Here is a 24,502-nt window from a genome sequence, read left to right as displayed (position 1 = left end):
AACAGGAGCAGACGATATGAGAATTGAAGAACACCCAATACTGGGAAAACCGGAAGAGAGAAAAGTTATTTCATTTATATACGACGGTACACCGCTTACTGGTTATGAAGGGGAACCAATCGCCATGGCTCTGGAAGCTGCAGGCATTATGATTCACCGATATACGAAAAAATACCATAAGCCAAGAGGGGTCTTCTGTGCAATCGGCCGCTGTACGGACTGCGTTATGGTTGTAGACGGAATACCTAACGTCAGAACCTGCATCACTCCTTTAAAAGAAGGTATGGTTATACAAACCCAGTACGGGGTATCGGCACAGGAGGAATCAACATGAATCGATTTGATTTGATTATTATAGGAGCCGGTCCTGCAGGTCTGTCCGCTGCCATCAGCGCGGCTAAAAACGGACTGTCAGTCATTGTGTTCGATGAAAATTCCAAACCTGGAGGACAGCTCTTTAAACAGATCCATAAGTTCTTTGGCTCGAAAGAACATAAGGCAAAGATCCGGGGATTTCGGATCGGAGAAGAATTATTAAAAGAAGCAGAAGATTTAAAGGTAACAGTCGTGTTAAATGCAATTGTAACAGGGCTTTATCAGGATAAGGAAATAACCGTAAAGATTGATGAAGAAATCTGCCACTATAAGGGAGATGCCGTAATTGTTGCTACTGGAGCCACGGAAAATATGGTTCCCTTTGAAGGCTGGACACTTCCCGGTGTCATAGGAGCCGGTGCTTCCCAGACCATGATGAATTTACATCACATCAAACCGGGAAACAGGGTTCTGATGCTCGGAACCGGAAACGTGGGGCTGGTGGTCAGCTTCCAGTTGCTTCAGGCAGGCTGTCAGGTCGCCGCACTTGTGGATGCAGCTCCCAAAATAGGGGGATACGGTGTGCATGCAGCCAAAGTCGCAAGATGCGGTGTTCCATTTTACCTCTCCCATACTATCATTAAGGCAGAGGGTGAGGACTGTGTCAGAGGAGTTGTAATCGGAGAGGTGGATTCTTCCTTTCAATTGATTCCTGGCACAGAAAAGCATTTTGCTGTTGATACGATCTGTCTTGCAGTGGGCCTGTCTCCCATGTCACAGCTGCTTCATATGGCAGGCTGCAAGATGCAGGATACTCCCCTTGGATATATTCCTGTCATTGATGAATATGGCTTCACCAGCATCCCCGGTATTTATGCAGCAGGAGATGTTTCCGGTATTGAAGAGGCCAGTTCTGCCATGATAGAGGGTCGGATTGCAGGTACAAAAGCTGCGCAGTATCTGGGTTTCCTTTCAGAGAATGGAGCAAATGAAACAACAGCAGAATTAGAACTGGCATTAGACCGTTTAAGAAAAGGCATGTTCGCACCGGAAAACCGGGGAAAGAAAATCACCCTGACCGATGAAGGCATCCCGATTTCAGAAAGCCTTTTAACCAATGGATATTTAGACGAGGCGGAATTAGAGCGTTTTCCGGGAATTGCAAAAGGAAAAGGAATCCACCCGGTCATGGAATGCACCCAGAACATTCCATGTAACCCATGTCAGGATGCATGCCCCAGAAAATGCATTAAAATCGGAGAAACCATCACGTCACTTCCGGTCATTGATGAAGAAAATATATGCAGCGGCTGTGGAATGTGCGTTGCTTCCTGTTCCGGTCAGGCAATCTTTCTTTTAAACGAGGAATACGAGCCCGGATACGCTTCGGTTACGCTCCCCTATGAATTCCTTCCAATACCGGTGAAGGGGGATACAGGAACGGCTCTTGACCGAAGCGGAAAAGAAGTATGCAAGACAGAGATTATTGAGGTAAAAACGCTGAAAGCCTTCGATCATACCACCTTACTCACCATGAAGGTACCACTTGAAATGGCAATGAAAGCAAGGTTCTATAAAAGCAGGGGGTGTAGCCATGAATAAACGTAATGACCGCTTTGCAGACATCGGACCTCTGATCCCCCTTCCAGATGATGATATGATTATCTGCCGCTGCGAAGAAGTAACAAAAGGGGAAATCCGAAAAGCTGTACATGATGGCATGTTTACTTTAACCGAGATTCGAAGGTATTTAAGAACAGGCATGGGGCTTTGCCAGGGACAGACCTGCTCAAAACTGGTAAAGTCCATTGTAGCAAAGGAACTGGGGCTTACCCCGGGTGATATAGAGCCGGCAGTATCCCGTGCGCCTATGAGGCCCATAGAAATGAAAATATTAGGCAATGACAGGAAGGAGGGCTGATGGAATGGGTAACTGCGCAGATGTAATTATTATAGGCAGCGGAATTATTGGTAATGCAACCGCTTATTATCTGGCAAAGAAGGGCTGTTCTGTCATAGTCCTGGAAAAAAGCGACCACATAGGAGGCGGTGGTTCTTCCAGAAATGGAGGCGGCGTCCGCCAGTCAGGCAGAGACAGGCGGGAGCTTCCTCTGGCAATGTACGGAGCTGCCAGCCTTTGGCCTACCCTCTCTGAAGAGCTTGGAATGGATGTGGAATATTATCAGAAAGGCAACTTACGCCTTGGAAAAACAGAAGATCATCTGAAAATACTAAATGGTCTTACTGAGCGGGCAACCGCCCAGGGTCTTGGAGTTACCATGATCGACGGGTCTGAAGCCAAGGATATCTGCCCTTACCTCTCCGATGAGGTAATTGGGGCAAGCTGGTGTCCCACCGATGGTCATGCCAACCCCATGCTTGCAACTCTTGCTTATTACAGAAAGGCAAGGCAGTTAGGTGTGCGTTTCATCACTGGAGAAACGGTGATTGAGATAAGGAAATACAAGGGAAAAGCCAGGCAGGTTATTACTGACAGTGACGTGTATGAAGGCGAGACCATCATACTGGCAGCCGGATATGAAAGCCGTAAGATCGCAGCTTCCGTGGGAGTGGATATTCCCATGACTCAGGCACTTTTAGAGGTTTTAGTCACAGAGGCCCAGCCCCCCATGTTCTATCAGATGCTGGGTACTGCAATGGCTGATTTCTACGGACACCAAAGCACTCACGGATCCTTTGTCTTCGGCGGTTCCTCCGGGTTTGAGGACTTTAACAAAAGCAATGGAACCCCTGTAACCAATAGTCAGACCGCCTCCTGCATCTGCCGTGGTATTATGAAATATTTTCCCTGCCTCTCAAGTGCAAAAATCGTAAGAACATGGGCAGGATTCATTGATGTCTGCGCCGATCATGTCCCTGTAATCAGCCATGTGGAGGAAGTCCCGGGACTGATTCTTGCCTGTGCATTTACCGGTCATGGATTTGGTATCTCTCCTACGGTAGGGACGATTTTATCCCAGATGGCCACTGGAGAAGAACCTGTTTTAAGCATTAAAGATTTCCGGTACGACCGGTTTCATACAAAGATTTGACCCAATGGCAAAGACGTCTTATTTTAAGATGTCTTTGTTTTTTCACTTCACTGACCACATAAAGGAGGAGCTATATGAACAGTAAAAAAATGGGACTTGGAAGTGCAGTTTCCGTATGTGTTGGATTAATCGTGGCAACCAGTTGTCTTTTATCACTGGGACTTGGTACCGGACTAGCCGGAAAAGGCTTTATCACTGCCATGTTTATTGTTGTAATTTTAAATATTCTGCTTGCACTTTCTTTTCGTGAACTTCACGATTTAATGCCGGAGGCCGAAGGCGGACTGGGGCAGTATACACTGGCTGGACTAGGACCGGTTCCGTCCATTGTTTCCAATCTTTCCGCCTATGTTATCACCAATATACTGGCCGGTTCCGTAGAGCTTGCCATGTGCGGACTGGTTATTCAGGAAACCTTTTTGAAAGGAGTTCCTGTACTGGTAATCAGTCTGTCCCTTCTTGCTTTTTTAACCGTTGTCAATTATCTGGGAGTTGATATCTTTGCTAAAATACAAAATTTAACTGTAATAGCACTCATCGGTTCTCTTATACTGCTCGGAGTCATCAGTGCATTTAAATTAGGAGTAGGTACTCCCCTTGCTCCCGGCGCACAGACTCCTCCTGTCGTAACAGGATTTTCAGGAATCCTGTCTCTCACTGCACTGGCATTTTGGATGTTTATCGGAATTGAATTTGTGATTCCGGTGTCAAAGGATTTAAAAAATCCTAAACGGGATGTTCCTCTTGCCATGGTTCTTGGCGTATGCCTTCTTTTTATTGTTCAGAGCTTATTAAGCACCGGCATGAGAAACTACGTTTCACTGGAAGAACTACGTTCCAGCAGCATGCCTCATATTATCTTCGCAGAGCGGGTTATGGGAAAAGCCGGCAGCTACTGGATGGGGCTTATCACCATACTGGCCGGGGTCAGTACCATCAATACTGTACTGGGAAGCGTAACCAGAATCTTAAGTGGTATGGCAGATGCCGGTTTAATGCCGTCATATTTTAGCAAAAAAAATAAAAGCGGAACTCCCACACCAGGACTTTTCCTTATAACAGGAGTCATCTCTTTTATATTGGTGAGCGGTATTGCAAACTATTCCGGTCTAACCAATTTCCTGCTTGCAGCCTCCTGTTTCTGGCTCACCTCCTACATTCTGGTCAATCTTACCGTCCTGGTGCTGCGCAGGCGTTATCCCAATGCACCGGGAAGAGATAAACGGTTTACATTATGGGGAATTCCCCAGATTATCTGTATGATAGGAGACGTTTATATGATCTGGCATATTGCAGAAGGTGATGCACGGATATTTATCTATAAAATATATTTTGTACTGCTTATTATTACTTTACTTTTCGCTTTCTACTGGGTAAAGATTATAAAAAAGGCTGATGCATTCCGCCCCGTTTCTTTAGATGAAATCAATGATGTGAAACTGGAAAATCAGACGGAGGAAGGTCAGGCCTCCGCCTCCGTGCTGGTCAATTAAACAACTTAAACGGACAGGAGGGAGAATAAAACAACTCTCCCTCCTGTCCTTAAATGGGTAAGACAGGTTCCATGCATCATTTTCCGGTCTTAATGACTTAAAATATTGATATGAGCCTGAATTAATAAATGGCGATTGGTCCATAAGGGCCTTCCATAATATTTATGTTTGTTTCAAAAATATCCGTTAAAAGCTCTGGCTTCATAACCTCTTCCACGGTCCCAAATGCAGCAATCTGTCCATTTTTCATGGCACAAATCCGATCCGAATATTTAGCCGCAAAATTGATGTCGTGTATTACAGTGAGAATGGTTCTGCCAAATTCATTGGCAGCATGTCTTAAATGCTCCATCATTTGCACGGAACGGGCAACGTCCAGATTATTTAAAGGCTCATCAAGAAGCACGTATTCTGTCTCCTGACACAAAACCATTGCCACATATGCTCTTTGCCTCTGACCGCCTGACAGCTCGTCTAAATAGCGGTTCTCTAAATCACCCAGATCCAGAAAATCAATGTATTTGGAAATAATACTTTCATCTTCCTTTGTCAACCTCCCCTTGGAATAAGGAAACCGCCCAAACCCTGCCAGCTGTCTGACCGTCAGTCTGGTGACAAAATGATTCTCCTGCCGCAGAATCGTTAAGATTCTTGCCAGATCTTCTGATTTAGAATCTGAGACATTCATATTTGCTACCTTAATCTGGCCCTCATCCATATTCAGAAGTCTTCCAATCATTAACAATGCGGTAGATTTTCCAGCACCATTCGGTCCTATCAGAGAAGTAAGACCAGCCTTTGGTATCTGAATATTTAAAGGTCCTATCTTAACCTCATCTGAGTACGTTTTTCTAACATTAAGTATCTCTATCATAACGTTCCCTTTCTCAGCATTACAACTAAAAATGTGATTCCCCCAAACAGTTCAATGATGATAGAAACAACACCCTGAGCCCTGAATATATGATACATAAAAAAGTATGAGCCAGTTAAAACAAAAAAGCCTATGGCAAGTGCCATCGGAAAAACATATCTGTGATCATAGGTGGGCGCTGCCTGATAGCTCATGGTAGCAACTAAAAATCCGAAGAAGGTGAGGGGGCCAACCAGAGAGGTCGAAACAGACATCAGCACAGAAACTAATATAAGAGTATAAATAACGCCAAACTTATGATGAACTCCTAAAGAGGTGCTGGCACTCTTACCAAGAGACAATACATTTAATTTCTTTGAATAGGCAAGAATCAGCACTGCAGCAATGATTACTATGGGTATTGCTACCGGAAAATACCTCGCATCTGCATTATTGACAGAGCCGAATAATCTTGCCTGCAAAACATCGAACTCAGACGGTGCAAGCAGCCTTCTCATAAAAGCGGATACCGACTTTAACCCGGTCCCGATAATAATACCCACCAAAAGCATCAGCTGTAGATTTCCATACTTTCCGGAAAGCAGCCAGCCATAAAGGATTAAACACATTATAACCATAACAGTGACCTGCAGCAGAAAGGGTCCAACACCGCTGAACTGTATAAAAGCACCAGCGCCAAAAAAGAACATGGTACTGGTATGTATGGTTGAGTAAAGTGCCTCAAACCCCAAAAGAGAAGGAGTGATAATCCTGTTATTTGTACTCGTCTGGAAAGCAACGGTCGCCAGACTCTGACAAACAGCTGAAATAATCATTGCAATGATTGCTGTCAGTCTCCGTTTTACAACCGGAATAAACGAAGGAGAACTGATGGGAACCGGATTGTTATAAACCAAAAGTCCATAGGTGGCAAGAGCACCCAAAGCAAACAATGTGATCAGCAAAACCCAATAACGTGCCTCCTCTTTCCTGGTACGAAAAGCTCTGGCTGATCTGTTTTTATCATCAAGTCCGGGATTGAACCCGTCTTTTTTATTACCATATATAATTTCACTCATCTTAGCTTCCTTTGTTTCATTAAGATCACGATAAATATAACCGCACCCACAGTTCCAAGTATTAAAGAGACAGGGACTTCAAAAGGCATTATAATTGTACGGGAAATAATATCGCACAAAGTGATCGCTCCCATTCCCAAAACACAAACCCAGGGCAAATTACTCTTAAGATCGTCGCCTCGGTACATGGAAACAATATTGGGTACAATTAAGCCTAAAAACGGCAGATTTCCAATAACAGCTGCAACAATACCAACAGCTGCTGAAATGAGACCAGTACCCAGAATAACAATCTTATTATAATTTACTCCAAGACTGGTCGCCACATCTTCTCCTAATCCGGCTAACGTCAACCGGTCAGCATAGATAAAAATGATGATATTAATAATTACAATCAGCCATAAATACTCATAACGTCCGATCTGAACCGGAGCAAAGGAACCGACGAACCAGGTTTCAATACTCTGCGTCATTTGAAAAAGAAGCCCTATAAAAGTGGAAATTGAGGATACGACCGCTCCAAGCATCATTCCTATAATGGGAACGATCAGGGACGAGCGAAGTTTAACTTTTCTTAAGAAGAAAAAGAAAATCATAGTACCTATAAATGAAAAAATGATGGCACCGGACATTCTCTGCACCAGCGTCGGCGCCGGAATTGCCAGATAAACTAAAACAAGTCCCAGGCCTGCCCATTCAATTGTCCCCGTTGTGGTAGGTTCCACCATACGGTTCTGTGTGATCAGCTGTGTGACCAGCCCTGACATGGACATTGCCGCACCTGTAAGCATGAGAGCCGCGGTTCTTGGAACACGTGTGATAAAGAACATTTGCAGTCCATCTTCTTGTCCCTTGATATCATATACTCCTGTAAAAAGTGATATAATTCCCAGAACAAAAACGCAGAATACGGCCAGTATAAAAGATTTTGTCCATGTTTTGTTATAATAATTCTGGGGCTGAGATTTCTCAGCCCCTGTGATTTTTCTTATTCGATCTTTCCGCATTCTGTTATACATCCTTTTCCTACTTGGTCAAAGTGCTTGCAAGATTATCAAATAACTCCAAATAAGTTTGTATGGATTCGTTGGTGTATGTATCGTTTGGTGCATATACGATCTGCCCTTTTGAAACAGCTGTAGTGTTTTGTAGCGCTGGAGAATTATCAATTACATCCTTTGCGGGAACTGCATCCTTTTCAGAAGAAATTGCAGCGTCACGATCCATTACAAAAATCCAGTCGGGATTGCTCTGCGCAATCGCCTCAACAGAAATATCATCTCCCTTATGATCAGAAGAAGCACCGTCAACTTCTAATGCAGACTTCCAGCCAAACACTTCATACATAGGTCCCCATACACGTCCCGAAACAGGAGCTGAAAAACCAATTTCTCCGCCAGAAACTACAACACTCATAATTTTGTCGGTTCCATTGTACGCTGATTTCGCCTTCTCAATTGCTTTGTCAAAATCAGCAGTCAACTTCTCTGCTTCTTCATTCTTATCGAAGATTTTACCCAATGTGATTGTGGAATCCTTCAGTCCATTTACAAAACTGTCGCCAGACTTACCAGCTTCTTTTGAAATCTCAAAACTGAGATCAATTACCGCAGCGTTTGGTACCAGCTTCTTTATATCTTCATAATAGCTGGAAAATCTCTGGCCTACGATAACAAGCTCCGGATCTGCAGCTGCAATCACTTCAAGATTTGGTTCTTTATGATCTCCAATGTCCTGAACTTCACTGTCTGCTACATATGGTGAGTCTGCAGGCATAACTCCCTTGGGAGCCGCCGCTAACTTGATTCCCCAATCAGACAATGTTTCAAAGGTTCTGTTGTCCAATGCCACCACGTTCTTTGGATTTACAGGAACAGTAACCGTTCCATGAATATCTGTGATTTCAACGGTTGCAGCCTTTACTGCTGTGGTTTCTGCTGCTGTTGTTTCCACAGATTCACTTGCCTGCGTACTTGCTTCGGTAGCCGCCGTGTTACTGCTTTTGCCTGAACAGCCCGTCAGCGCCAGGGCTAATACTGCTGCAACGACAGTTAACTTGGGTAAAATAGATTTTCTCATAATAACCTCCTGATTATGTATTAACCGGCAAATGTCTAATACAGTTGCCAGGCCTGATTTATGTTAGCAAAGACTAACTCAATCCGCAGTTTACCATATCAGCCCATAATTGTCAACCTATTAGTTTGTTTTAACTAACTCGGACACATAAAAAAATGCCTTCACCGTTACCGGTCAAGGCATCTTTTTATTCTTTCCAATGGAGATGATGCAGTTCTCCCTCCATGGTCATCCGATCAAATCCATTCTGCCTCAAAGCTTCATAAAGAACAATGGAAACAGAATTGGATAAATTCAGGGAACGGATATCGCCCCACATGGGAATTCTTATGCAGCGATCCTCATTGTCCACAAGAATCTCTTCTGGTATTCCGGCACTTTCCTTCCCAAACATGAGAAAGCAATCCGGCTCATAGTTTACATCTGAGTAAACATGATGTCCCTTAGTCGTGGCCATATAGATTTTCGCTGCCGGATTGCGGTCTAAAAAATCCTGATAGTCACTGTACACAGTAACATCTAACTTATCCCAGTAATCAAGCCCTGCCCTTTTGATCAGTTTATCATTCAGCTTAAAGCCCAAAGGCTGAATCAGATGAAGCCTGGTATCCGTGGCCACACAGGTTCTACCGATATTCCCTGTATTCGCCGGCATCTCCGGTTCCAATAGTACAATATTCATAGTGATTACGCCTTTCCATCCAGTCTTTTAATAAAGCGTTCCATACGGCTTAAAGCTTCTTTTAAGTTCTTTAATGAATACGCATAGGATATACGAAGATACCCTTCTCCGCAGTCTCCAAACGCAGTTCCGGGAACAACCGCAACCTTTTCTTCCATCAGAAGCCGGGTGGCAAATTCATCGGAGGTCATGCCAAACCGTTTGATACACGGAAACGTATAGAAAGCACCGTTGGGCTCAAAGCATTCAAGCCCCATCTCCTGAAATGCATGCATTAAATAACGCCTTCTCTGATCGTAGGATTCCCGCATGACAGCCACGTCCTTATCACCGTCCCGCAGCGCAGCAACTGCTGCATACTGACTTGTGGTAGGCGCACACATAATGGCAAACTGGTGAATCTTAAGCATCTGCTCTAAAATCATTCTGGGAGCAGCGGCATAGCCAAGCCTCCAGCCGGTCATTGCGTAAGATTTGGAAAAGCCATTAATTAAAACGGTTCTGTCTTTCATCCCAGGAAAAGCCGCAATGGTGGAGTGATCCCCTCCATAAGTAAGCTCTGCATAGATCTCATCTGAGATAACGAATAAATCCTTCTCAATAACAATGTCAGCAATTTCCTTCAGCTCTCTGGCATCCATGACAGCCCCTGTAGGGTTGTTTGGAAACGGAAGAATGAGTACTTTTGTCTTTGGAGTGATCTTCTCCAGAAGCTTTTCCTTGGTCAGCTTAAACTGATCCTTTGCTTCCAGATCAATAATCACCGGGACTCCATTGGCCAGAATGGTACAAGGTACATAGGAAACATAGCTGGGCTGGGGAACCAGCACCTCATCCCCTGGATTTAACATGGCACGGAGTGCAATATCAATGGCTTCGCTGCCGCCAACTGTTACCATCACCTCATGATCAGGATCATATGTAACTTCAAAGCGGCGGCTTAAATAGCTGCAAATCTCCGTCTTAAGCTCTTTTAAGCCAGCGTTGGAGGTGTAAAATGTCCGTCCTTTTTCCAGTGAATAAATACCCTCTTCCCTGATATGCCATGGCGTGTCAAAATCAGGCTCGCCTACACCCAGAGAAATGGCATCCTTCATCTCACTTACGATATCAAAAAATTTACGGATTCCCGAAGAGGGAATCTCTGTTATACGGTCTGATAATGGGTTTCTCACGGCGTAATCAGCATCCTTTCATCTTGTGTCTCTTCCGCCAGAACCGTCCCGTGATCTTTATATTTTTTCAGAACAAAATGGGTGGCTGTGCTGAGCACGGATTCCATGGGGGAGAGTTTCTCAGATACAAACTGGGCAACTGCTCTCATGGTCTTTCCTTCGATGAATACGGTAAAATCAAAGGCTCCTGACATCAAATAAACTGCATTTACCTCACTGTACTGGTAAATACGTTCTGCGATCTTGTCAAAACCCATACCTCTCTGGGGAGTTACCTTAACCTCAATCAACGCAACCACCTTTTCATCGCTGGTATTATCCCAGTTAATCAGGGTGTGATATCCGCAGATGATATGTTCCTTTTCCATTTCAGCAATCTCGTTTGCAATGGCTGCCTCACTCTCTCCAAGTAGAACCGCCAGATCCTTTAAATCAATTCTGCTGTTTTTTTCAATAATTGCCAGTATCTTCTCTCTCATATCCTACCTCCGATTTACCTGTTTTGGGATAACACCTTATATAGTTCGTCCTCTGAAGGGCGGTCAAGATAGCCGTTTCCGTCTTCATGGACAATAATCCGTTTGATTCCGTCTGTTACTTTCCCAATGACCGCAGCATTCATTCCATGCTCCTTTAAAGCAGATACCAGATCTCCTCCGTTATCCGCCACCAACACAAAGCAGCCCTCTGAATAAAGACGGTATGGGTTTAAGTCGTACCGTTCACAGATCTCAATGGTTTCCTGCCTTACCGGGATTTTATGAAGGTCAAAACGAATTCCCGTCATATAGGCGCCGGATAAGTCCCAGAGAGCTTTTAGTATTCCTCCCTCAAGAACCGGCTCCCATTCCGTAGCCCCCAGATTCTTAAAAAACTCCGGATCATTTACCGGTAATAAATAATCTCCGGTTAAAATCTGGTCAATATATTGCGAGGAGAACCACTGATGCAGTTCTCCCTCTTTTTCACTTACTATTTTTAACGTTCCAGCTAATCCTGCATATCCTGCAGCCACAAGATCCTGCCCCGGCTTTATGGTTCCTGTATTTTCTCTTTCAATCCGTCTCATGTTCTGTTTTTATTCTCCCGGTCCTGCCTGGGGACTATCCACAGTATCTTCCCATTCAGGTACTGCCGGGGAATCCGGTTGCTGGGCTGTTTCCTGAGCTGGCTGTGTAATCATATCAGGAACTTCAGAAGGATGGACTGGTAATGGTTCTGCAACTGCGGGCGCTGCCGGGCCAACCTTTATAATTGCCTTGGAGGGATTGTAGGTATCCGTATGAAGTATCTCTCTGCTCTGTTCTGCACCATCTACATACACAATCTTCCAGAGTCTTGATTTCATTCCTTGATGAGCGGACTGAACCTGCTTTCTGGATCCAGGCGGCATGGCAGGATCCACAACCTCTTTTGCCACTCCCGGATCAGTGACACTGAGTGTTTCCGATACAAATTCAAAGGTACGGTTGGCTGGTCTGGTCTCTTTTCCGTATATGGTAAAGGTAAGAGTCTTTCCTGATGTATAGCCTTCCACATAAATAGGTGTGCCGTAATTATTGGTAAATTTAATGTCTTTATAGGTTCCTGCGATTGCAGCATCCTCCGACGGCTTTACATAACTTACCACCATGGAGTGATTCTGTCTCTGACTGATCTCTAACTCTGCTCTGAGTGCGGCATTATAAATGGTAGTGGCGATCTGGCATACTCCGCCTCCCACACTGTCAACCACCTGACCGTTCTCATACGCAGCAGCTGTCGCATAACCATTATCTACCGTAAAGGGGTGCATACAGTCATAACCGGACAAGGTCTCTCCAGGCATTAACACGTGGCCGTTTATCTTTCCGGAACCAACCTGCAGGTTTTTGGACCTGGAAGCACCGCTTGATGAAAAATTGGTGGAAAAGGTTCCAAGTACATCCTGAATGGTAGATAAATCTTCGGTTGTAATCGCCGGCTTTACTTCGGCAACAACTGCGTTAACAGTGATCGGATCTTTTAAACCATTTGCAAACGCCGCATTAAGAGCCTGCTTTGTGGCTTCCACATCCACTGTTTTTCCAATCACAGAAGGTGTGACTGTAAATGCCCCGTTCTGGCGGACAATGGAGGCATTCTTTGGCTCAGCCACTGCAGGTGCACATTTTTCGGCCACAAATGACGCTAACCTGCCATCATCCAAAGAAGTTTCCAAAGGAATGATGACTGGATTGTGTTCGATATCCTTTTTATTTAAATATCGTTTTAATAAATTCCCCCCCTGCCAGGAGGATGCTGCCTGAGAAACCGCTTCCGGGTTGCTCCAATGAAATCCCAGATCCTTAGCTGTCGTATCAACCGGCTGTCCGTCCACAACCAGTGTGATTTTCTGATTTTCCATTTCATTAACCAGGCCCTGAACTTTCTGCCCGGCTTCTTCCTCTGTCAAACCGCCCAGATTATAATCCCCGACATAGATACCGTCCGGAAGCGTATCAGCCATTACGTATGCTGGTGAGAAAAATCCGATTCCCACTGCCAGCATGGAGGCTGCCAGGCATATGGACAAAGTTTTCTTTTTCATATTCCATCCTCTTACTCTACTGTTTCCGCCTGACGTTTTGTCAGATAAAAACTATCTCATAAAACTTAACATCATGGGGAGTACCATTGCTATAATCAGTAAAACTACAACTGCAATTAAGACCACTGACATAAACTTCCTGTTGTTCTTATTGTTAAAATTAATCATTTTGTATCACCTCTCTTATATTCTTCCATATTGTGCGATGATTTTATCCGTAATTCTGGATATTTCATTTCTGGATAAATGATCCAATTGCACAGATAAAGCTATTTTATGATATTTTAATAAATCCTGCAAGTGTTCTTTTTGCCGGTTTGACGCTGGTTGTTCCTTTTTTACCCTATAAATCAAGGGGACAGAGTCAAAGACTTCCGGATTCCTTTCACCGAACTCCTTTTTCATTGTCTGATACAGCTCATGAGCTGCAATGGCATCAAATCTGGCACGATGGCTCTGTTTTATTTCTATCCCGAAATAACCACAGGCTGCAGAGAGACTTTTTGATCTGTCTTCCGGCATAAATCTTCTTGCAAGTTTTAATGTATCAATTCCCTGCCGTTCAAAACATAATCCTTTATTTACTGCTGCACGTTTTAAAAAACTGTAATCAAAAATGATATGATGTCCCAGAATAGGCAGTTTACCTGCGAAATCAAGGAAATGGTCAATTATGGATTCGATGCCTGACGCAGGCTCCAGCTGACTGTCAGTAATACCAGTCAGGGAAATCACACGCTCTTCCAGATTGCGGTAAGGATTTACAAAGCATTCAAATGTGTCTTCTGCTTTTCCATCCGTCACCCGCACTGCTCCGATTTCAATAATTTTATCCCGCTTTGGGTCAAGACCGGTCGTTTCTAAATCCACGGCAACATAAGATGATATCACGTTTTGTTCTTCCTCTCCTCAATTTCCCCCATTACAGCACTGGGACACAGCTCCTTTAAAAAGCAGTCTCTGCATTTGGGACTTCTTGCAATGCAGATGGATCTTCCCAGCGTGATAATCTGGATGTTCCACAGGATCCAGTGATCTCTTGGCAGTATCTCCATTAATTCATATTCAATTTTTTCCGGGTCATCTGATTTGGCAAACCCCAGTTTTCTCGAGATCCGTTTTACATGGGTATCGACCACAATACTGGGTTGGTTATAAATATTGCCCAGTATAACATTGGCGGTTTTCCTGCCCACCCCTGCAAGTCCAGTCAGCTCTTCCATGGTCTTTGGAACTTCGCCTCCATACTTTTCCACCAGATCCGTACAGCAGGAAATAATATTTTTGGCTTTCATGCGATAAAATCCCAGGGAGTGAATATCCTGTTCCAGCTCTTTTAAATGGGCATTTGCAAATTTTTCCGGCGAGTCGTATTTTTGAAATAAATCTACAGTCACCATGTTGACTCTGGCATCGGTACACTGGGCACTTAAAATAACTGCAATAAGCAGCTGCCATGGTGTTTCATGATTTAAATAGCAGATATATTCTGTTCCGTATTCCTGGTCAAGAGCCTCTAGAACTCTGGTTACCCTGGCTCTTTTTTCTGCTTTTGTCTCTTTTTTAGCCATCATCTCCTCCATATGCCAAGCTCATGGACTGCTGCATTATGGGTAAGCACATCCCTTTTTTTATAGTCAAAAAGAACCGCTCTTCCATCATGAAATACCTCCACATGAGCCATCTTGATCAGCTGCCTGGCTTCAAATCCTTCATAACCTTCTTTTAAATAACGATATTGAACCGCCTCATCGGCAAAAAATGCTTTTACCTGATCTTTATAAGGTTCCTGATCAGCGGAAAAAACAGGACGGCTCTTCAAGTTTTCCCTCAGATATAAGTCATATACCAGAAGATCCCTGTAAAAGGACTGTTTATCAGGAACCCGGAGGCTGATAAATGTCTCTAATATCTCATACCTTGCCATACGGCTGTGGCTCAGCTTTGACAATTCCTGTTTATCATAATATTCGGCCAATGACTCAAACATATCAAAAGTAGTATGAAATTCTTTGCGGAATTCTTCTATTGTAGTTTGAAACTGACCGCTGTTGCCGTAAACCTCCAGCATCTCTTCCAGTCCCTTTAACTTAAGAACTCCACCATAGTCAAGCCATCTGGTGGACAAAACTTCATAGGGAGGCGTTTCCTTATAACGAATCTCATAATCCTGTGCCTTTTGTGATAGATAGGAACCCTTTAATACCTTTAAAAATCCCAGCTGAAGCTGATCCGGCTTCATATCATAAACCTGGTTGAAGGAACGTCTGAAGCTTTCATAGTCTTCAAATGGAAGTCCCACAATCAGATCCAGATGCTGATGTATGTTTCCATAGCTGTTTATGATCTCCACATTCTTCCTTAATACAGACAGATCCATACTCCGGTGGATTTCCTTAATGGTGGATTCATTGGTACTCTGCACCCCGATCTCTAACTGGATCAGTCCTGGTCTCATGCGGGACATCAGCTGTAATTCATCCTGATTCAATAAATCTGCGGAAATCTCAAAATGGAAATTAGTCACCCCGTTATCATGTTCGATCAAATACTCCCAGATGCGATACGAGTGATCCCTGCTGCAGTTAAAGGTTCTGTCTACAAATTTCACCTGTGGGACTTTTTTCTGAAGGAAAAAATCCAGTTCCTTTAACACCAGATCCGTATCACGGAACCGGACGGACTTATCAACAGAGGAAAGGCAGTAGCTGCAGGAAAACGGACATCCACGGCTGCTTTCATAATAAACAATCCGGTTTTCAAACCCGGCCATGTCCTGATAAAGAAATGGAATCCTGTTTAGATCAACTGGGTATTTTAATGGATTGATAACCGGTAGGCCATCTTTATCCCGGACAGCAGTTCCATCTATCTCCTGAAAGGCTGTCTGATCCCACCCCGGAGTTCCTCTCTGCTGATCCAGATAGCAGCTGACTACTTTTTTAAAGGTTTCTTCCCCTTCACCCATCATAATACCGAAAACATGTGGCTCTTCTTCCAAAATCCGGGCTGCATCGTAAGACACCTCAGGACCTCCCAGCCAGATCTCCACATGAGGGAGAACTTTCGGAAGGTCCCGTACCAGTTCTAAAATATAGGAAATATTCCAGATGTAACAGGAGAATCCCACTACATCTGGTTTTCTTCTATAAATATCACTCAATATTTCATCCATCTGATTGTTAATGGTATATTCCCCGATTTCTATCTCAAACCTTCCGTCGCTCAGTTCCGGCTCTTTCAGCCACGCCTGGGCATAAGCCTTTAAACTGTAAACTCCAGGATTGGAATGAATATATTTGGCATTCAGCGCCGCCAGTAAAAACTTCATATTAAACCTCGATCTCTATTTTTCTGCCGGATGGCTGATATTGATAATAGCGGACTCCTGCCGCATTCAGCATACGCTTGGAAGCATTCACCGCTGGTGTTCCGTCATACTTGTCCGAACCATAAACAATTGTTTTAATTCCGGACTGTATAATTGCCTTTGCACACTCGTTGCAGGGAAAAAGGGTTACATAAAGTTTAGAACCTTCCAGACTTCCTCCCCTGTAATTAAGAATAGCATTTAATTCACTGTGAGTGGAATAGAAATATTTGGCATTATAGGGATCCTCTGCCTCATTTTCTCTTCCCCATGGAAATTCATCATCGGAACATCCCAGTGGAAATCCGTTATAACCCATGGATAAAATTTTATTATCCTGACTGACAATACAGGCCCCTACCTGAGTGCTTGGATCCTTGGATCGTTTTCCTGACAAAACAGCCACTCCCATAAAATACTCATCCCAGGTAATATAATCTTCTCTTTTTCCAGTCATCCTTCCTGCTCCTCCCTGTCAAACTTTAATAATGTGGTAACCGGCTGCCTTAGTCAACCGGTTCATGATTGCCTGTCCCAGATGACTTCTGGAAAAGCTCTCAGAAAATATATAGTCAGCATCCAAATCGTCAAATTCCCGTAAAACTGCATATAAATTGTGGGCGACAGACTCCTCTTTCAGACGGCTGCCGATACTCCTTATCATACCTCCCGGATAAAGATCTGACGTCTCATCGGTACAGATCACACCTACCCGGTATCCTGCCTCCAGCTTTTCCTCCGCCAGTTTATTAATTGCCAGAACCACAGCATCTGTCTCTCCCTCAACCAGAGTAAGATCTGCTTTTGGTGCATAATGCTTATACTTCATTCCCGGTGCCTTTGGTTTTACATCGGCTTTTAACGGGCCTGAGATAATAGCCGGATCCAGACAGATCTCTTTTCCTAAAACTGCAGATGCCATCTCCTGGGTAACTGCACCTGGTCTTAGTATCATGGGTTCCTCTCCCGAAACGTCGATAATGGTGGATTCCACACCGATGCCCACTGCGCCGCCATCAACAATCATCTGGATCTTTCCGTTCATATCCTGCCATACATGGTCTGCGGTGGTAGGGCTGGGACGGCCGGATGTATTGGCGCTGGGAGCTGCTATGGGAACTCCTGCCAGACGGATCAGCGCGCTGGCTGCAGGGTCAGCAGGCATACGAACGGCTACTGTATCAAGTCCGCCGGTAGTTCCATAGGGGACCAGACTGCTTTTGGGAAAAATCAGCGTAAGGGGACCAGGCCAGAATGCTTCCATAAGTTTTCTGCCTGCCTCCGGGACTTCCGTCACCAGGGGCAGCAGATCGTCAAAATCTGCAATGTGGGCAATGAGAGGATTATCCGATGGTCTTCCCTTTGCCTCATAGATCTTTTTTGCAGCCTCTTCGTTTAAGGCATTGGCCCCAAGACCATAAACAGTTTCCGTTGGGAATGCCACAAGACCGCCTTCCCTTAATATTTTTGCCGGTTCATTTAACTGTTCTGAATCCGGATTCTCTCTGTCTTTTAATATAATTCGTTTCGTATTCATATCTCTCTGCTCTTTTCTTTTCACTTCCATTTATCATATCACAGCGTAAAGGCTCATGCAATGCTTTTACCCCTGACAAAACGGGCTTTTAAAGCCCTATTCAAATAGCAGTTGTAAGTTTTTCCTATCAATGATACCATAATAACAGGATACGTTAAAAGAGGAGAAAAACATGGAACTGATTATACCCCAAAACTATGACCCCAGGCTCTCTGTCCGGGAAACCCAGGAAGCAATTAAATACATAAGAGACACCTTTCAAAAGGAACTGGGTAAGGAGATGAACTTAGAGAGAATCTCCGCCCCCTTATTTGTAGAACGAAGCAGCGGATTAAATGATAATTTAAATGGTGTGGAACGCCCGGTGCAGTTTGATCTTGCAGGAGTTCCCGGGGAAACCATGGAAGTGGTACACTCCCTTGCCAAATGGAAACGTATGGCACTCCACGAATACGGCTTTCAGCCAGGAGAAGGACTTTACACCAACATGAATGCCATCCGCAGAGACGAGGATCTGGACAATCTTCACTCCTGTTATGTGGATCAGTGGGATTGGGAAAAAGTTATTACCAGAGAAGAAAGAAACGAAAATACGTTAAAAGAGACCGTGAAAATTATTTTCAAGATCATCAAACACATGGAACATGAAGTCTGGTACAAATATCCCCAGGCAGTCAAAACGCTTCCTGATGATATTACTTTCATCACCTCCCAGGAGTTGGAAGACCTCTATCCTAAACTGTCACCCAAGGAGAGGGAAAATGCCATCACAAAAGAGCACGGCTGTGTCTTCCTTATGAAAATCGGAGATAAATTAGGCAGCGGTACACTTCACGATGGCAGAGCACCTGATTACGATGACTGGCAGCTTAACGGAGATATTCTCTTTTGGTTTGAACATTTAAACTGTGCATTAGAAATCTCAAGCATGGGAATCCGTGTAGATGAAACAGCTCTGTCAGAACAGTTAAGGAAAGCAGGGTGTGAAGACCGTAAGGAACTCCCTTATCATAAAATGCTTTTAAATGGAGAACTCCCCTATACCATCGGCGGAGGTATCGGGCAATCACGCCTCTGTATGCTATTATTAGACCGGGCACACGTTGGCGAAGTTCAGGCCAGTATCTGGCCAGACGAAATGCGCATAGAGTGCAGAAAGAACAATATATTTCTGCTTTAATTCTTACATAGGAAGTGGACGCAATGAACGTATTTCTTTGTGATGACCAGGCAGAGTTTATGCATGGATTTGCAAATGACCTGGAGGGGTATTTTCGTACACGGAATATCCCCTTCCAGCTTTTCCTCTTTACATCCGGAACAGAGCTTCTGTCCTCCAAAGCTGTGCCTGACCTCATTTTTCTGGATATTAAGATGGGCGAAGAATCCGGACTGAATACTGCCCGTAAAATCAGGGAGACCAACACGAGGGCAAGGCTGGTATTTCTTACTGCTTATAAACAATATGTATTTCAATCCTTTGATGTGGATGCTTCCCATTATCTGATTAAACCAGTAAGCAGACAAAAGCTTTATCCCGTGCTGGATCATATAATCAAGCAGCTTAATCTCTTAAAAGAACCTCCTATTATATTAAAATCAGGCCAGTCCACCATATGTATTTCCTGCTCTGATCTTATGTATCTGGAAGTAAATAATAAGACGGTAACTCTTCACAACCAGACGAATACCACCGAATTTTCTGGTAAGCTGGAATCCGTTGAAAAGAATCTCCCTGCCCGATTCTTCCGGTGCCACAGAAGTTACATTGTTAACATGGATTATATTGTCCGGTTTGACCGAATGGATCTTCATCTTGCCAACGGAGAATTAATTCCGGTCAGCAAACGAAAATATCAGGATTTTTCCAGTACCTTCCTCAAATATATGAAAAAGGAGGTATTGTTATAATTCTTTTTATTTTTACCGCTTACGTCCAATATCGTTTCTTCAGTAAGATGTTAAAATGCCGTTTTCACAAGCTTTTAACCTTCATTGGTGTTGCCTTTTTTTCCATGGTCTCCAACTTTATCAACATTAATTGCAGACTTGCCCTGATTTTTCCACAGGAATTGTTTTATTTTGTCACTTCGCTGTTGATGATCTGGGTATTATTCCAGGGCAGTACCGGAAAAAAGGTAATGTTGGCTATTTTCACTGACGGACTGGGATATACATGCAATTTCGTTTTTCTGCCTTTAATTCAATTTATAAGCAAAAACATCATTCAAGATTCATCTGCTTATAATTTGGTTTATAAACTATGTGATATTTTATCTAGCATGCTTTTCGCAGCTATATTGGAATGGGTTGGCAGAAAATGCCGCAATCTCCATGGTGAGATTACTATGACAGAAAACCTATTCCTCCTTATTTTATGTTTCTTTACCAGACAGACTGTTATATACTATGGTTGGAACCAGATCCAGTATAACAACACCTTGCTATCAAACATAATTGCAACCGCTGTGGCAGCTGGCGGCGTTTCACTGATTACTTTTTCCTCTTACTATGCCGACCGCAAACTAAGTTTACACCTTGCAAATGAGAAAAATGCAATACTGGAAAAACGGATCGCAGCATGGCAGGGAGAAGAAAAGCAGCTGTCTGGTTTTCGCCATGACTTTAAGAACCATATGCTGTGCTTAAGGAATCTTCTCTCCATGAAAAAAAATGAAGAGGCTTTCAATTACCTGGATTGTATAACCGGAACTTTTAATACTTTTTATCCCGATTATTCATCGGGCAATGCTTACGCAGATGCAATTATCAGGGAGAAACTTGCGCTTGCCAGAGCATGGAAAATTCGTTTGGATACAGATTTCATTTTCCCCTCCTCTGATCTGATCAGCCCTTCTGATCTGTGTATCATCTTAAGCAATGCTCTGGATAATGCCCTGGAAGCCTGTCAAAAACTAACCGGTCAGAATGATCCCCCACTAATAACAGGAGTCTCCTGTGTCCAACGTTCTTTTCTTATGATTGAAATAACCAATCCATTCCCACATACGGCAAGCCCTGACACCAGCCCATTCCGGTCTGTAAAAGAAGAACCCCAACTTCATGGACTCGGCTTATCCAACATTCGTGATGCAGTCCAACGCTGTAATGGAACCATGGACGTGTCAGTTTCAGAGGAACTATTTCATTTTTGCGTCATGATTCCGCTTTTTCCACCACCGCTTTGATATAAAGACCGTTTATACCATAATCGATACCGTCTGCGCCAATATAATTATATTCTCCCTCCATCTGCCGAATAAATAAATAGTACATAAGGAGGGTATGAGATGTATATTGGTAAAATGGAAAATCAATCGGCAAAAATAAATATTGCTTCCATCAACCGTTCTGCTAACAATAAATATGAGGCAATATACGGCAAAAGTAAGGAAAGCAAGCAAACCGATGATGTATCAATTTCTCCTGCTGGGAAAAAACAAAGTATGCTGAAGCAGCTGATGGATCAGAAGCAAATGATTCTGGAACAAAAACAGTCGATGCTGGATTCCGATCAGGCAAACGGCACAGATAGCATGAATGAAAAACTGAAAGAATTTGAGAAACAGCTAAAAGCCATTGATGATCAGATTGCACAGCTTCAGGCGGATGAATCAGATAAATCGGAATCTGATTCCGATGATAAGACAGGTCACATTTATAAAAAGCCAAAGTCTAAAGAAGAAGCACAGTCGGAGCAGATGAATGTGATCACAAAATTATCTTCCGGTGTCTCCCAGGCAGAAGTAATCTCCTCAGCAAAAGACAGAATTGATGGAAAAATCAATGTCTTAAAAAGTGAGATCAAACATGGTTACGGAAATACAGAACAGAAAATTGCGGATGTATCCAGGCTGCAAAGCAGATCCGAACAATTAACTGCACAAACTTCAGAGAAAATTGGGGAAATAAATAAGACTGCTGTAGCGCAGACAAATAACGCTGCAGATGGCACTGAAACGAAACCAGAAACTGAGAAAGAAACCGGTTTCCAGTCGGAATAGTATTTATCTCTCAAAAGACAAAAACAGGAACCTGTAAGACAAAGGTTCCCGTTTTTTTATATATTTAGTTATCATTTAAATAGCTCATGATTCCCATATGTATGGTCCACGCTACCCGGTCCTGGTAATCTTCATCATTCAAAAGCTTTGATTCCCTGCTATTGGTTAAGAATCCGCATTCCACGATTACAATCGGTGTCCTCACATGAAGCAGCAGGTAATAATTGTCATTGGGTTTTGCAAGTCTTGTATTCTTATCCCCCAATAAAAAATCGAACCGTTCCTGTATGGTTTCAGCAAGCTTTTTTCCTTTTTCTGACTTTTTATAATAAAACACCTGACCTCCGGAGATTTCCTCCTGATGATAACTGTTTTGATGGATGCTTACAGTCAATGCAGGCTTGGTTTTATTGATGATATCACACCGTTTGGTCATATCCGCCATCTTTTTTCTGTTGTCCCTGGCTGAATACAGTCCATTGTCATCATCTCTGGTAAGAACAACATCCACATCCGATGCTTCCAGATACTTTTTCAGTTTCATGGTAATCTGCAAATTAATATCTTTTTCCAGAGTACCGTCAATCCCGATCTTTCCAGGATCATTCCCCCCGTGGCCTGCATCAATTACTACCACAGGCCGATTCTTTTGTGCAGATGGGGCGTTATTTACTGCTGCCATCTTTCCCGCCTGGCTCGATATAACATAAACCAATATCAGCAAAATCACCGCCATGAACGGTTCCCATTTTTTTAATTTCACGCTCTTTACCCGATTCACGTTCTTAATGAATTATACTTTTTGGTGAATTAAAAAAGAACCGGTACAAGTGACTTTCCTTTTATTTAACGCTTAATGTGTTATAATCTCTGCCGCCATCTGCAGTGATCCACTCCAGATACTGGGATAAAATACTGGGATACCCCTCATCCTGCCATAATTTATATCCCTTTTTTGCCATGACCTTCTCACGGATATCCGCTACTTTACCTTCATAACACGCAGAATTCAGTTCTGCGTATACCTTAGCCATCATATCTCGTTGACTTTCCGTCAGACCCTGAAGGGTGTTTAAGCTATTAAACTCATCCTGAGCCTGATTATAAAATACTTTACTTAAATACTTTTTACCATAATTACTGAAATTCAAAAGATTCTTGTCCTTATTTCCTGTTTTCTCCGCCCAGGCTTTCATATCAAGAGACTTCGTATGGTAGTTAAAGGTTCCTTCCGGTCCATACTCCAGAATTCCATATAAACATGGAGGGGTAGACAAAGAGCCTGTCACTATTTCATAAATTCCAGAATCGCCATGGGATCTCTTATAATGCTGAACATGAAGATGTCCGCTTAAAAATAAAGGAACTTCCCAGCTCTCCAGCTGATCAATGAGCTGTTCACTGTGCTCAATGGTACAATCCTGAAGATAAACTTCACTTTCATCAAGTAAATTATGATGGGCCACAGGAATCACTTTCATCCCCAGATTCCAGGCCTCTTCCATCTGCTCTTCAATCCAGGTGTATGTATCATCCTTTATCATGCCGCCGACCAGATTCTTGGGGTCATACTGGCAGCTGTCAAGCATCAGAGCTCTGGTTTTATCATTGATCTGGTATACATAGCTTAGGGAAGCCGGGTCCCGGCTCACCGCCTCACTATATCCAAATTCGTCATAAATCTCTTCAAATTCTTCTGGTGTAATACTCTCCGTACTGACTATGGACTCTCCCTCAAACCGACAGGCATCAGGATTATTAATATCATGGTTTCCAGGAATAACGATTACAGGAATTCCAGCTTCTTCTATGGCCTCCAGTTTACTGGCAAGTTCTATATGGCTATCCCGCTCTCCGTTATAAGTTAAATCTCCCTCTAATATTACCAGATCCGGCTTTTCTGTTTTCACCTCTTCAATGAACGCATCTGTAATTTCCCAGATATATTTCATTACTTTGCCATCTCCGTGATCAGCCGTATATTCATAACTCATCTGCATATCGGTTAAATCTCTGGCCAGATAATGAATATCTGTAGCTATTATTATCCTGGCGGTTCCTTCCTCAAGTGCCTGAGTTTGTTCAGGCGAAGATTCCCCGGAGGTATCAGGGACCTGTGCTGTGGAAGGTGTCTGTACTTGTGTAACGGTTGTCTCCGGCTGCGCCGTACTCTCTTGCTGCGTAAGTTCCTGTGCTCCTTTTTTAAAAGAGCAGCCTGAAGTTACACAAACTGCAGCCGCCAATGCTGCCAATAATACCCTCTTTTTCATAAACTGACCTTACTGCCTATCCC

General features: G+C 43.4%; 26 protein-coding genes. 9 read left to right on the top strand and 17 right to left on the bottom strand.

The genetic code is table 11. The features are described from left to right. The first annotated feature begins 16 nt into the window (after positions 1–16). The 5 genes from ABS301_RS23030 (at position 17) to ABS301_RS23010 (ending at position 4,861) form a co-directional block, all read left to right on the top strand. Complete coding sequence (locus tag ABS301_RS23030) at positions 17–334, top strand: (2Fe-2S)-binding protein (RefSeq protein ID WP_349674410.1); 318 nt, start codon at positions 17–19, stop codon at positions 332–334. Beyond that, positions 331–1,917, top strand: a complete 1,587-nt coding sequence (locus ABS301_RS23025; RefSeq protein ID WP_349674409.1) for an FAD-dependent oxidoreductase — start codon at positions 331–333, stop codon at positions 1,915–1,917. The genes ABS301_RS23030 and ABS301_RS23025 overlap by 4 nt, the downstream gene beginning before the upstream one ends. Next, positions 1,910–2,236, top strand: coding sequence for a (2Fe-2S)-binding protein (locus ABS301_RS23020; RefSeq protein ID WP_349674408.1), 327 nt, complete (start codon positions 1,910–1,912; stop codon positions 2,234–2,236). The genes ABS301_RS23025 and ABS301_RS23020 overlap by 8 nt, the downstream gene beginning before the upstream one ends. Positions 2,237–2,240: 4 nt before the next feature. Beyond that, positions 2,241–3,368 (top strand): NAD(P)/FAD-dependent oxidoreductase, encoded by a 1,128-nt coding sequence (locus tag ABS301_RS23015; protein ID WP_349674407.1) that lies wholly within the window; start codon positions 2,241–2,243, stop codon positions 3,366–3,368. Between the two features lie 74 nt (positions 3,369–3,442). Then, entirely contained in the window at positions 3,443–4,861 is a 1,419-nt protein-coding gene (locus tag ABS301_RS23010; RefSeq protein WP_349674406.1) for an APC family permease, read from the top strand. Positions 4,862–4,982: 121 nt separating this feature from the next. Here ABS301_RS23010 and ABS301_RS23005 read toward each other — a convergent pair whose 3' ends face one another. The 15 genes from ABS301_RS23005 to ABS301_RS22935 form a co-directional block, all read right to left on the bottom strand. Beyond that, positions 4,983–5,735 (bottom strand): iron ABC transporter ATP-binding protein, encoded by a 753-nt coding sequence (locus ABS301_RS23005; RefSeq protein ID WP_349674405.1) that lies wholly within the window; start codon positions 5,733–5,735, stop codon positions 4,983–4,985. Then, positions 5,732–6,793, bottom strand: coding sequence for an iron chelate uptake ABC transporter family permease subunit (locus ABS301_RS23000; protein ID WP_349674404.1), 1,062 nt, complete (start codon positions 6,791–6,793; stop codon positions 5,732–5,734). Before ABS301_RS23000 ends, ABS301_RS23005 begins: the two co-directional genes overlap by 4 nt. Next, the gene (locus ABS301_RS22995) at positions 6,790–7,800 is read right to left on the bottom strand and encodes an ABC transporter permease (protein WP_349674403.1); all 1,011 of its coding nucleotides are present in this window, start codon (positions 7,798–7,800) and stop codon (positions 6,790–6,792) included. The genes ABS301_RS23000 and ABS301_RS22995 overlap by 4 nt, the downstream gene beginning before the upstream one ends. Before the next feature lie 19 nt (positions 7,801–7,819). Beyond that, a complete protein-coding gene (locus ABS301_RS22990) occupies positions 7,820–8,872 on the bottom strand; it encodes a siderophore ABC transporter substrate-binding protein (RefSeq protein WP_349674402.1) in 1,053 nt (350 codons plus the stop codon). A gap of 187 nt (positions 8,873–9,059) precedes the next feature. After that, complete coding sequence (trmL, locus tag ABS301_RS22985; RefSeq protein WP_349674401.1) at positions 9,060–9,554, bottom strand: tRNA (uridine(34)/cytosine(34)/5-carboxymethylaminomethyluridine(34)-2'-O)-methyltransferase TrmL; 495 nt, start codon at positions 9,552–9,554, stop codon at positions 9,060–9,062. Positions 9,555–9,559: 5 nt separating this feature from the next. Then, the gene (locus ABS301_RS22980; RefSeq protein WP_349668691.1) at positions 9,560–10,729 is read right to left on the bottom strand and encodes an aminotransferase class I/II-fold pyridoxal phosphate-dependent enzyme; all 1,170 of its coding nucleotides are present in this window, start codon (positions 10,727–10,729) and stop codon (positions 9,560–9,562) included. Continuing rightward, entirely contained in the window at positions 10,726–11,208 is a 483-nt protein-coding gene (locus ABS301_RS22975; RefSeq protein WP_104437725.1) for an Lrp/AsnC family transcriptional regulator, read from the bottom strand. The genes ABS301_RS22980 and ABS301_RS22975 overlap by 4 nt, the downstream gene beginning before the upstream one ends. A 14-nt stretch (positions 11,209–11,222) precedes the next feature. Beyond that, positions 11,223–11,798 carry an AIR synthase-related protein gene (locus ABS301_RS22970; RefSeq protein WP_349674400.1) on the bottom strand — a complete coding sequence of 192 codons (576 nt, stop codon included), beginning with the start codon at positions 11,796–11,798 and terminating at the stop codon, positions 11,223–11,225. Positions 11,799–11,807: 9 nt separating this feature from the next. Continuing rightward, entirely contained in the window at positions 11,808–13,298 is a 1,491-nt protein-coding gene (locus ABS301_RS22965) for a VanW family protein (RefSeq protein WP_502877999.1), read from the bottom strand. A 51-nt stretch (positions 13,299–13,349) separates the two neighbouring features. Then, complete coding sequence (locus ABS301_RS22960) at positions 13,350–13,466, bottom strand: synaptobrevin-B (RefSeq protein WP_277405710.1); 117 nt, start codon at positions 13,464–13,466, stop codon at positions 13,350–13,352. Positions 13,467–13,481: 15 nt separating this feature from the next. Continuing rightward, positions 13,482–14,189: a 3'-5' exonuclease gene (locus tag ABS301_RS22955; protein WP_349674399.1), complete on the bottom strand. Its 708-nt coding sequence runs from the start codon at positions 14,187–14,189 to the stop codon at positions 13,482–13,484. Then, entirely contained in the window at positions 14,186–14,869 is a 684-nt protein-coding gene (gene nth, locus ABS301_RS22950) for an endonuclease III (RefSeq protein ID WP_349674439.1), read from the bottom strand. The genes ABS301_RS22955 and nth overlap by 4 nt, the downstream gene beginning before the upstream one ends. Then, complete coding sequence (locus ABS301_RS22945) at positions 14,869–16,629, bottom strand: B12-binding domain-containing radical SAM protein (RefSeq protein ID WP_349674398.1); 1,761 nt, start codon at positions 16,627–16,629, stop codon at positions 14,869–14,871. The genes nth and ABS301_RS22945 overlap by 1 nt, the downstream gene beginning before the upstream one ends. Before the next feature lies 1 nt (position 16,630). After that, positions 16,631–17,125 (bottom strand): deoxycytidylate deaminase, encoded by a 495-nt coding sequence (locus tag ABS301_RS22940; RefSeq protein WP_349674397.1) that lies wholly within the window; start codon positions 17,123–17,125, stop codon positions 16,631–16,633. Between the two features lie 18 nt (positions 17,126–17,143). Continuing rightward, entirely contained in the window at positions 17,144–18,205 is a 1,062-nt protein-coding gene (locus tag ABS301_RS22935) for an L-threonylcarbamoyladenylate synthase (protein WP_349674396.1), read from the bottom strand. 172 nt (positions 18,206–18,377) lie between these two features. Here ABS301_RS22935 and asnA point away from each other — a divergent pair, with 172 nt between their 5' ends. The 4 genes from asnA to ABS301_RS22915 all read left to right on the top strand — a co-directional run bounded on the left by asnA (position 18,378) and on the right by ABS301_RS22915 (position 22,209). Further along, a complete protein-coding gene (asnA, locus tag ABS301_RS22930; RefSeq protein WP_349674395.1) occupies positions 18,378–19,385 on the top strand; it encodes an aspartate--ammonia ligase in 1,008 nt (335 codons plus the stop codon). Positions 19,386–19,408: 23 nt separating this feature from the next. Then, positions 19,409–20,116: a LytR/AlgR family response regulator transcription factor gene (locus ABS301_RS22925; RefSeq protein ID WP_349674394.1), complete on the top strand. Its 708-nt coding sequence runs from the start codon at positions 19,409–19,411 to the stop codon at positions 20,114–20,116. Positions 20,117–20,553: 437 nt separating this feature from the next. Next, on the top strand, positions 20,554–21,393 hold the full coding sequence (locus tag ABS301_RS22920; protein WP_349674393.1) for a sensor histidine kinase: 840 nt from the start codon (positions 20,554–20,556) through the stop codon (positions 21,391–21,393). Positions 21,394–21,495: 102 nt separating this feature from the next. Continuing rightward, a complete protein-coding gene (locus ABS301_RS22915) occupies positions 21,496–22,209 on the top strand; it encodes a hypothetical protein (protein ID WP_349674392.1) in 714 nt (237 codons plus the stop codon). A gap of 64 nt (positions 22,210–22,273) precedes the next feature. On the opposite strand, the gene ABS301_RS22910 is transcribed toward ABS301_RS22915, so the two are convergent. Together ABS301_RS22910 and ABS301_RS22905 are read right to left on the bottom strand one after the other, a co-directional pair. Continuing rightward, on the bottom strand, positions 22,274–22,945 hold the full coding sequence (locus ABS301_RS22910) for an N-acetylmuramoyl-L-alanine amidase (RefSeq protein ID WP_502877998.1): 672 nt from the start codon (positions 22,943–22,945) through the stop codon (positions 22,274–22,276). A gap of 106 nt (positions 22,946–23,051) precedes the next feature. Next, a complete protein-coding gene (locus ABS301_RS22905; protein WP_349674390.1) occupies positions 23,052–24,479 on the bottom strand; it encodes a metallophosphoesterase in 1,428 nt (475 codons plus the stop codon). Positions 24,480–24,502: the final 23 nt, after the last annotated feature.

It is taken from the genome of Lacrimispora sp., assembly GCF_031982545.1.
GTDB lineage: Bacteria > Bacillota > Clostridia > Lachnospirales > Lachnospiraceae > Lacrimispora.
This window is presented reverse-complemented; position numbering and strand designations above follow the sequence as displayed.

What these genes read in the sequence shown, in the direction of transcription:
- ABS301_RS22995 (WP_349674403.1), bottom strand. Translation starts at nt 7,800, where the DNA reads ATGCGGAAAGATCGAATAAGAAAAATCACAGGGGCTGAGAAATCTCAG.
- ABS301_RS22940 (WP_349674397.1), bottom strand. Translation starts at nt 17,125, where the DNA reads ATGACTGGAAAAAGAGAAGATTATATTACCTGGGATGAGTATTTTATG.
- ABS301_RS22920 (WP_349674393.1), top strand. Translation starts at nt 20,554, where the DNA reads ATGACAGAAAACCTATTCCTCCTTATTTTATGTTTCTTTACCAGACAG.
- ABS301_RS22965 (WP_502877999.1), bottom strand. Translation starts at nt 13,298, where the DNA reads ATGAAAAAGAAAACTTTGTCCATATGCCTGGCAGCCTCCATGCTGGCA.
- nth (WP_349674439.1), bottom strand. Translation starts at nt 14,869, where the DNA reads ATGGCTAAAAAAGAGACAAAAGCAGAAAAAAGAGCCAGGGTAACCAGA.
- ABS301_RS22925 (WP_349674394.1), top strand. Translation starts at nt 19,409, where the DNA reads ATGAACGTATTTCTTTGTGATGACCAGGCAGAGTTTATGCATGGATTT.
- ABS301_RS23005 (WP_349674405.1), bottom strand. Translation starts at nt 5,735, where the DNA reads ATGATAGAGATACTTAATGTTAGAAAAACGTACTCAGATGAGGTTAAG.
- ABS301_RS23020 (WP_349674408.1), top strand. Translation starts at nt 1,910, where the DNA reads ATGAATAAACGTAATGACCGCTTTGCAGACATCGGACCTCTGATCCCC.
- ABS301_RS22910 (WP_502877998.1), bottom strand. Translation starts at nt 22,945, where the DNA reads ATGGCGGTGATTTTGCTGATATTGGTTTATGTTATATCGAGCCAGGCG.
- ABS301_RS23030 (WP_349674410.1), top strand. Translation starts at nt 17, where the DNA reads ATGAGAATTGAAGAACACCCAATACTGGGAAAACCGGAAGAGAGAAAA.
- ABS301_RS22975 (WP_104437725.1), bottom strand. Translation starts at nt 11,208, where the DNA reads ATGAGAGAGAAGATACTGGCAATTATTGAAAAAAACAGCAGAATTGAT.
- ABS301_RS22960 (WP_277405710.1), bottom strand. Translation starts at nt 13,466, where the DNA reads ATGATTAATTTTAACAATAAGAACAACAGGAAGTTTATGTCAGTGGTC.
- ABS301_RS23015 (WP_349674407.1), top strand. Translation starts at nt 2,241, where the DNA reads ATGGGTAACTGCGCAGATGTAATTATTATAGGCAGCGGAATTATTGGT.
- trmL (WP_349674401.1), bottom strand. Translation starts at nt 9,554, where the DNA reads ATGAATATTGTACTATTGGAACCGGAGATGCCGGCGAATACAGGGAAT.
- ABS301_RS23010 (WP_349674406.1), top strand. Translation starts at nt 3,443, where the DNA reads ATGAACAGTAAAAAAATGGGACTTGGAAGTGCAGTTTCCGTATGTGTT.
- ABS301_RS22915 (WP_349674392.1), top strand. Translation starts at nt 21,496, where the DNA reads ATGTATATTGGTAAAATGGAAAATCAATCGGCAAAAATAAATATTGCT.
- ABS301_RS22970 (WP_349674400.1), bottom strand. Translation starts at nt 11,798, where the DNA reads ATGAGACGGATTGAAAGAGAAAATACAGGAACCATAAAGCCGGGGCAG.
- ABS301_RS23000 (WP_349674404.1), bottom strand. Translation starts at nt 6,793, where the DNA reads ATGAGTGAAATTATATATGGTAATAAAAAAGACGGGTTCAATCCCGGA.
- ABS301_RS22945 (WP_349674398.1), bottom strand. Translation starts at nt 16,629, where the DNA reads ATGAAGTTTTTACTGGCGGCGCTGAATGCCAAATATATTCATTCCAAT.
- ABS301_RS23025 (WP_349674409.1), top strand. Translation starts at nt 331, where the DNA reads ATGAATCGATTTGATTTGATTATTATAGGAGCCGGTCCTGCAGGTCTG.
- ABS301_RS22905 (WP_349674390.1), bottom strand. Translation starts at nt 24,479, where the DNA reads ATGAAAAAGAGGGTATTATTGGCAGCATTGGCGGCTGCAGTTTGTGTA.
- asnA (WP_349674395.1), top strand. Translation starts at nt 18,378, where the DNA reads ATGGAACTGATTATACCCCAAAACTATGACCCCAGGCTCTCTGTCCGG.
- ABS301_RS22990 (WP_349674402.1), bottom strand. Translation starts at nt 8,872, where the DNA reads ATGAGAAAATCTATTTTACCCAAGTTAACTGTCGTTGCAGCAGTATTA.
- ABS301_RS22935 (WP_349674396.1), bottom strand. Translation starts at nt 18,205, where the DNA reads ATGAATACGAAACGAATTATATTAAAAGACAGAGAGAATCCGGATTCA.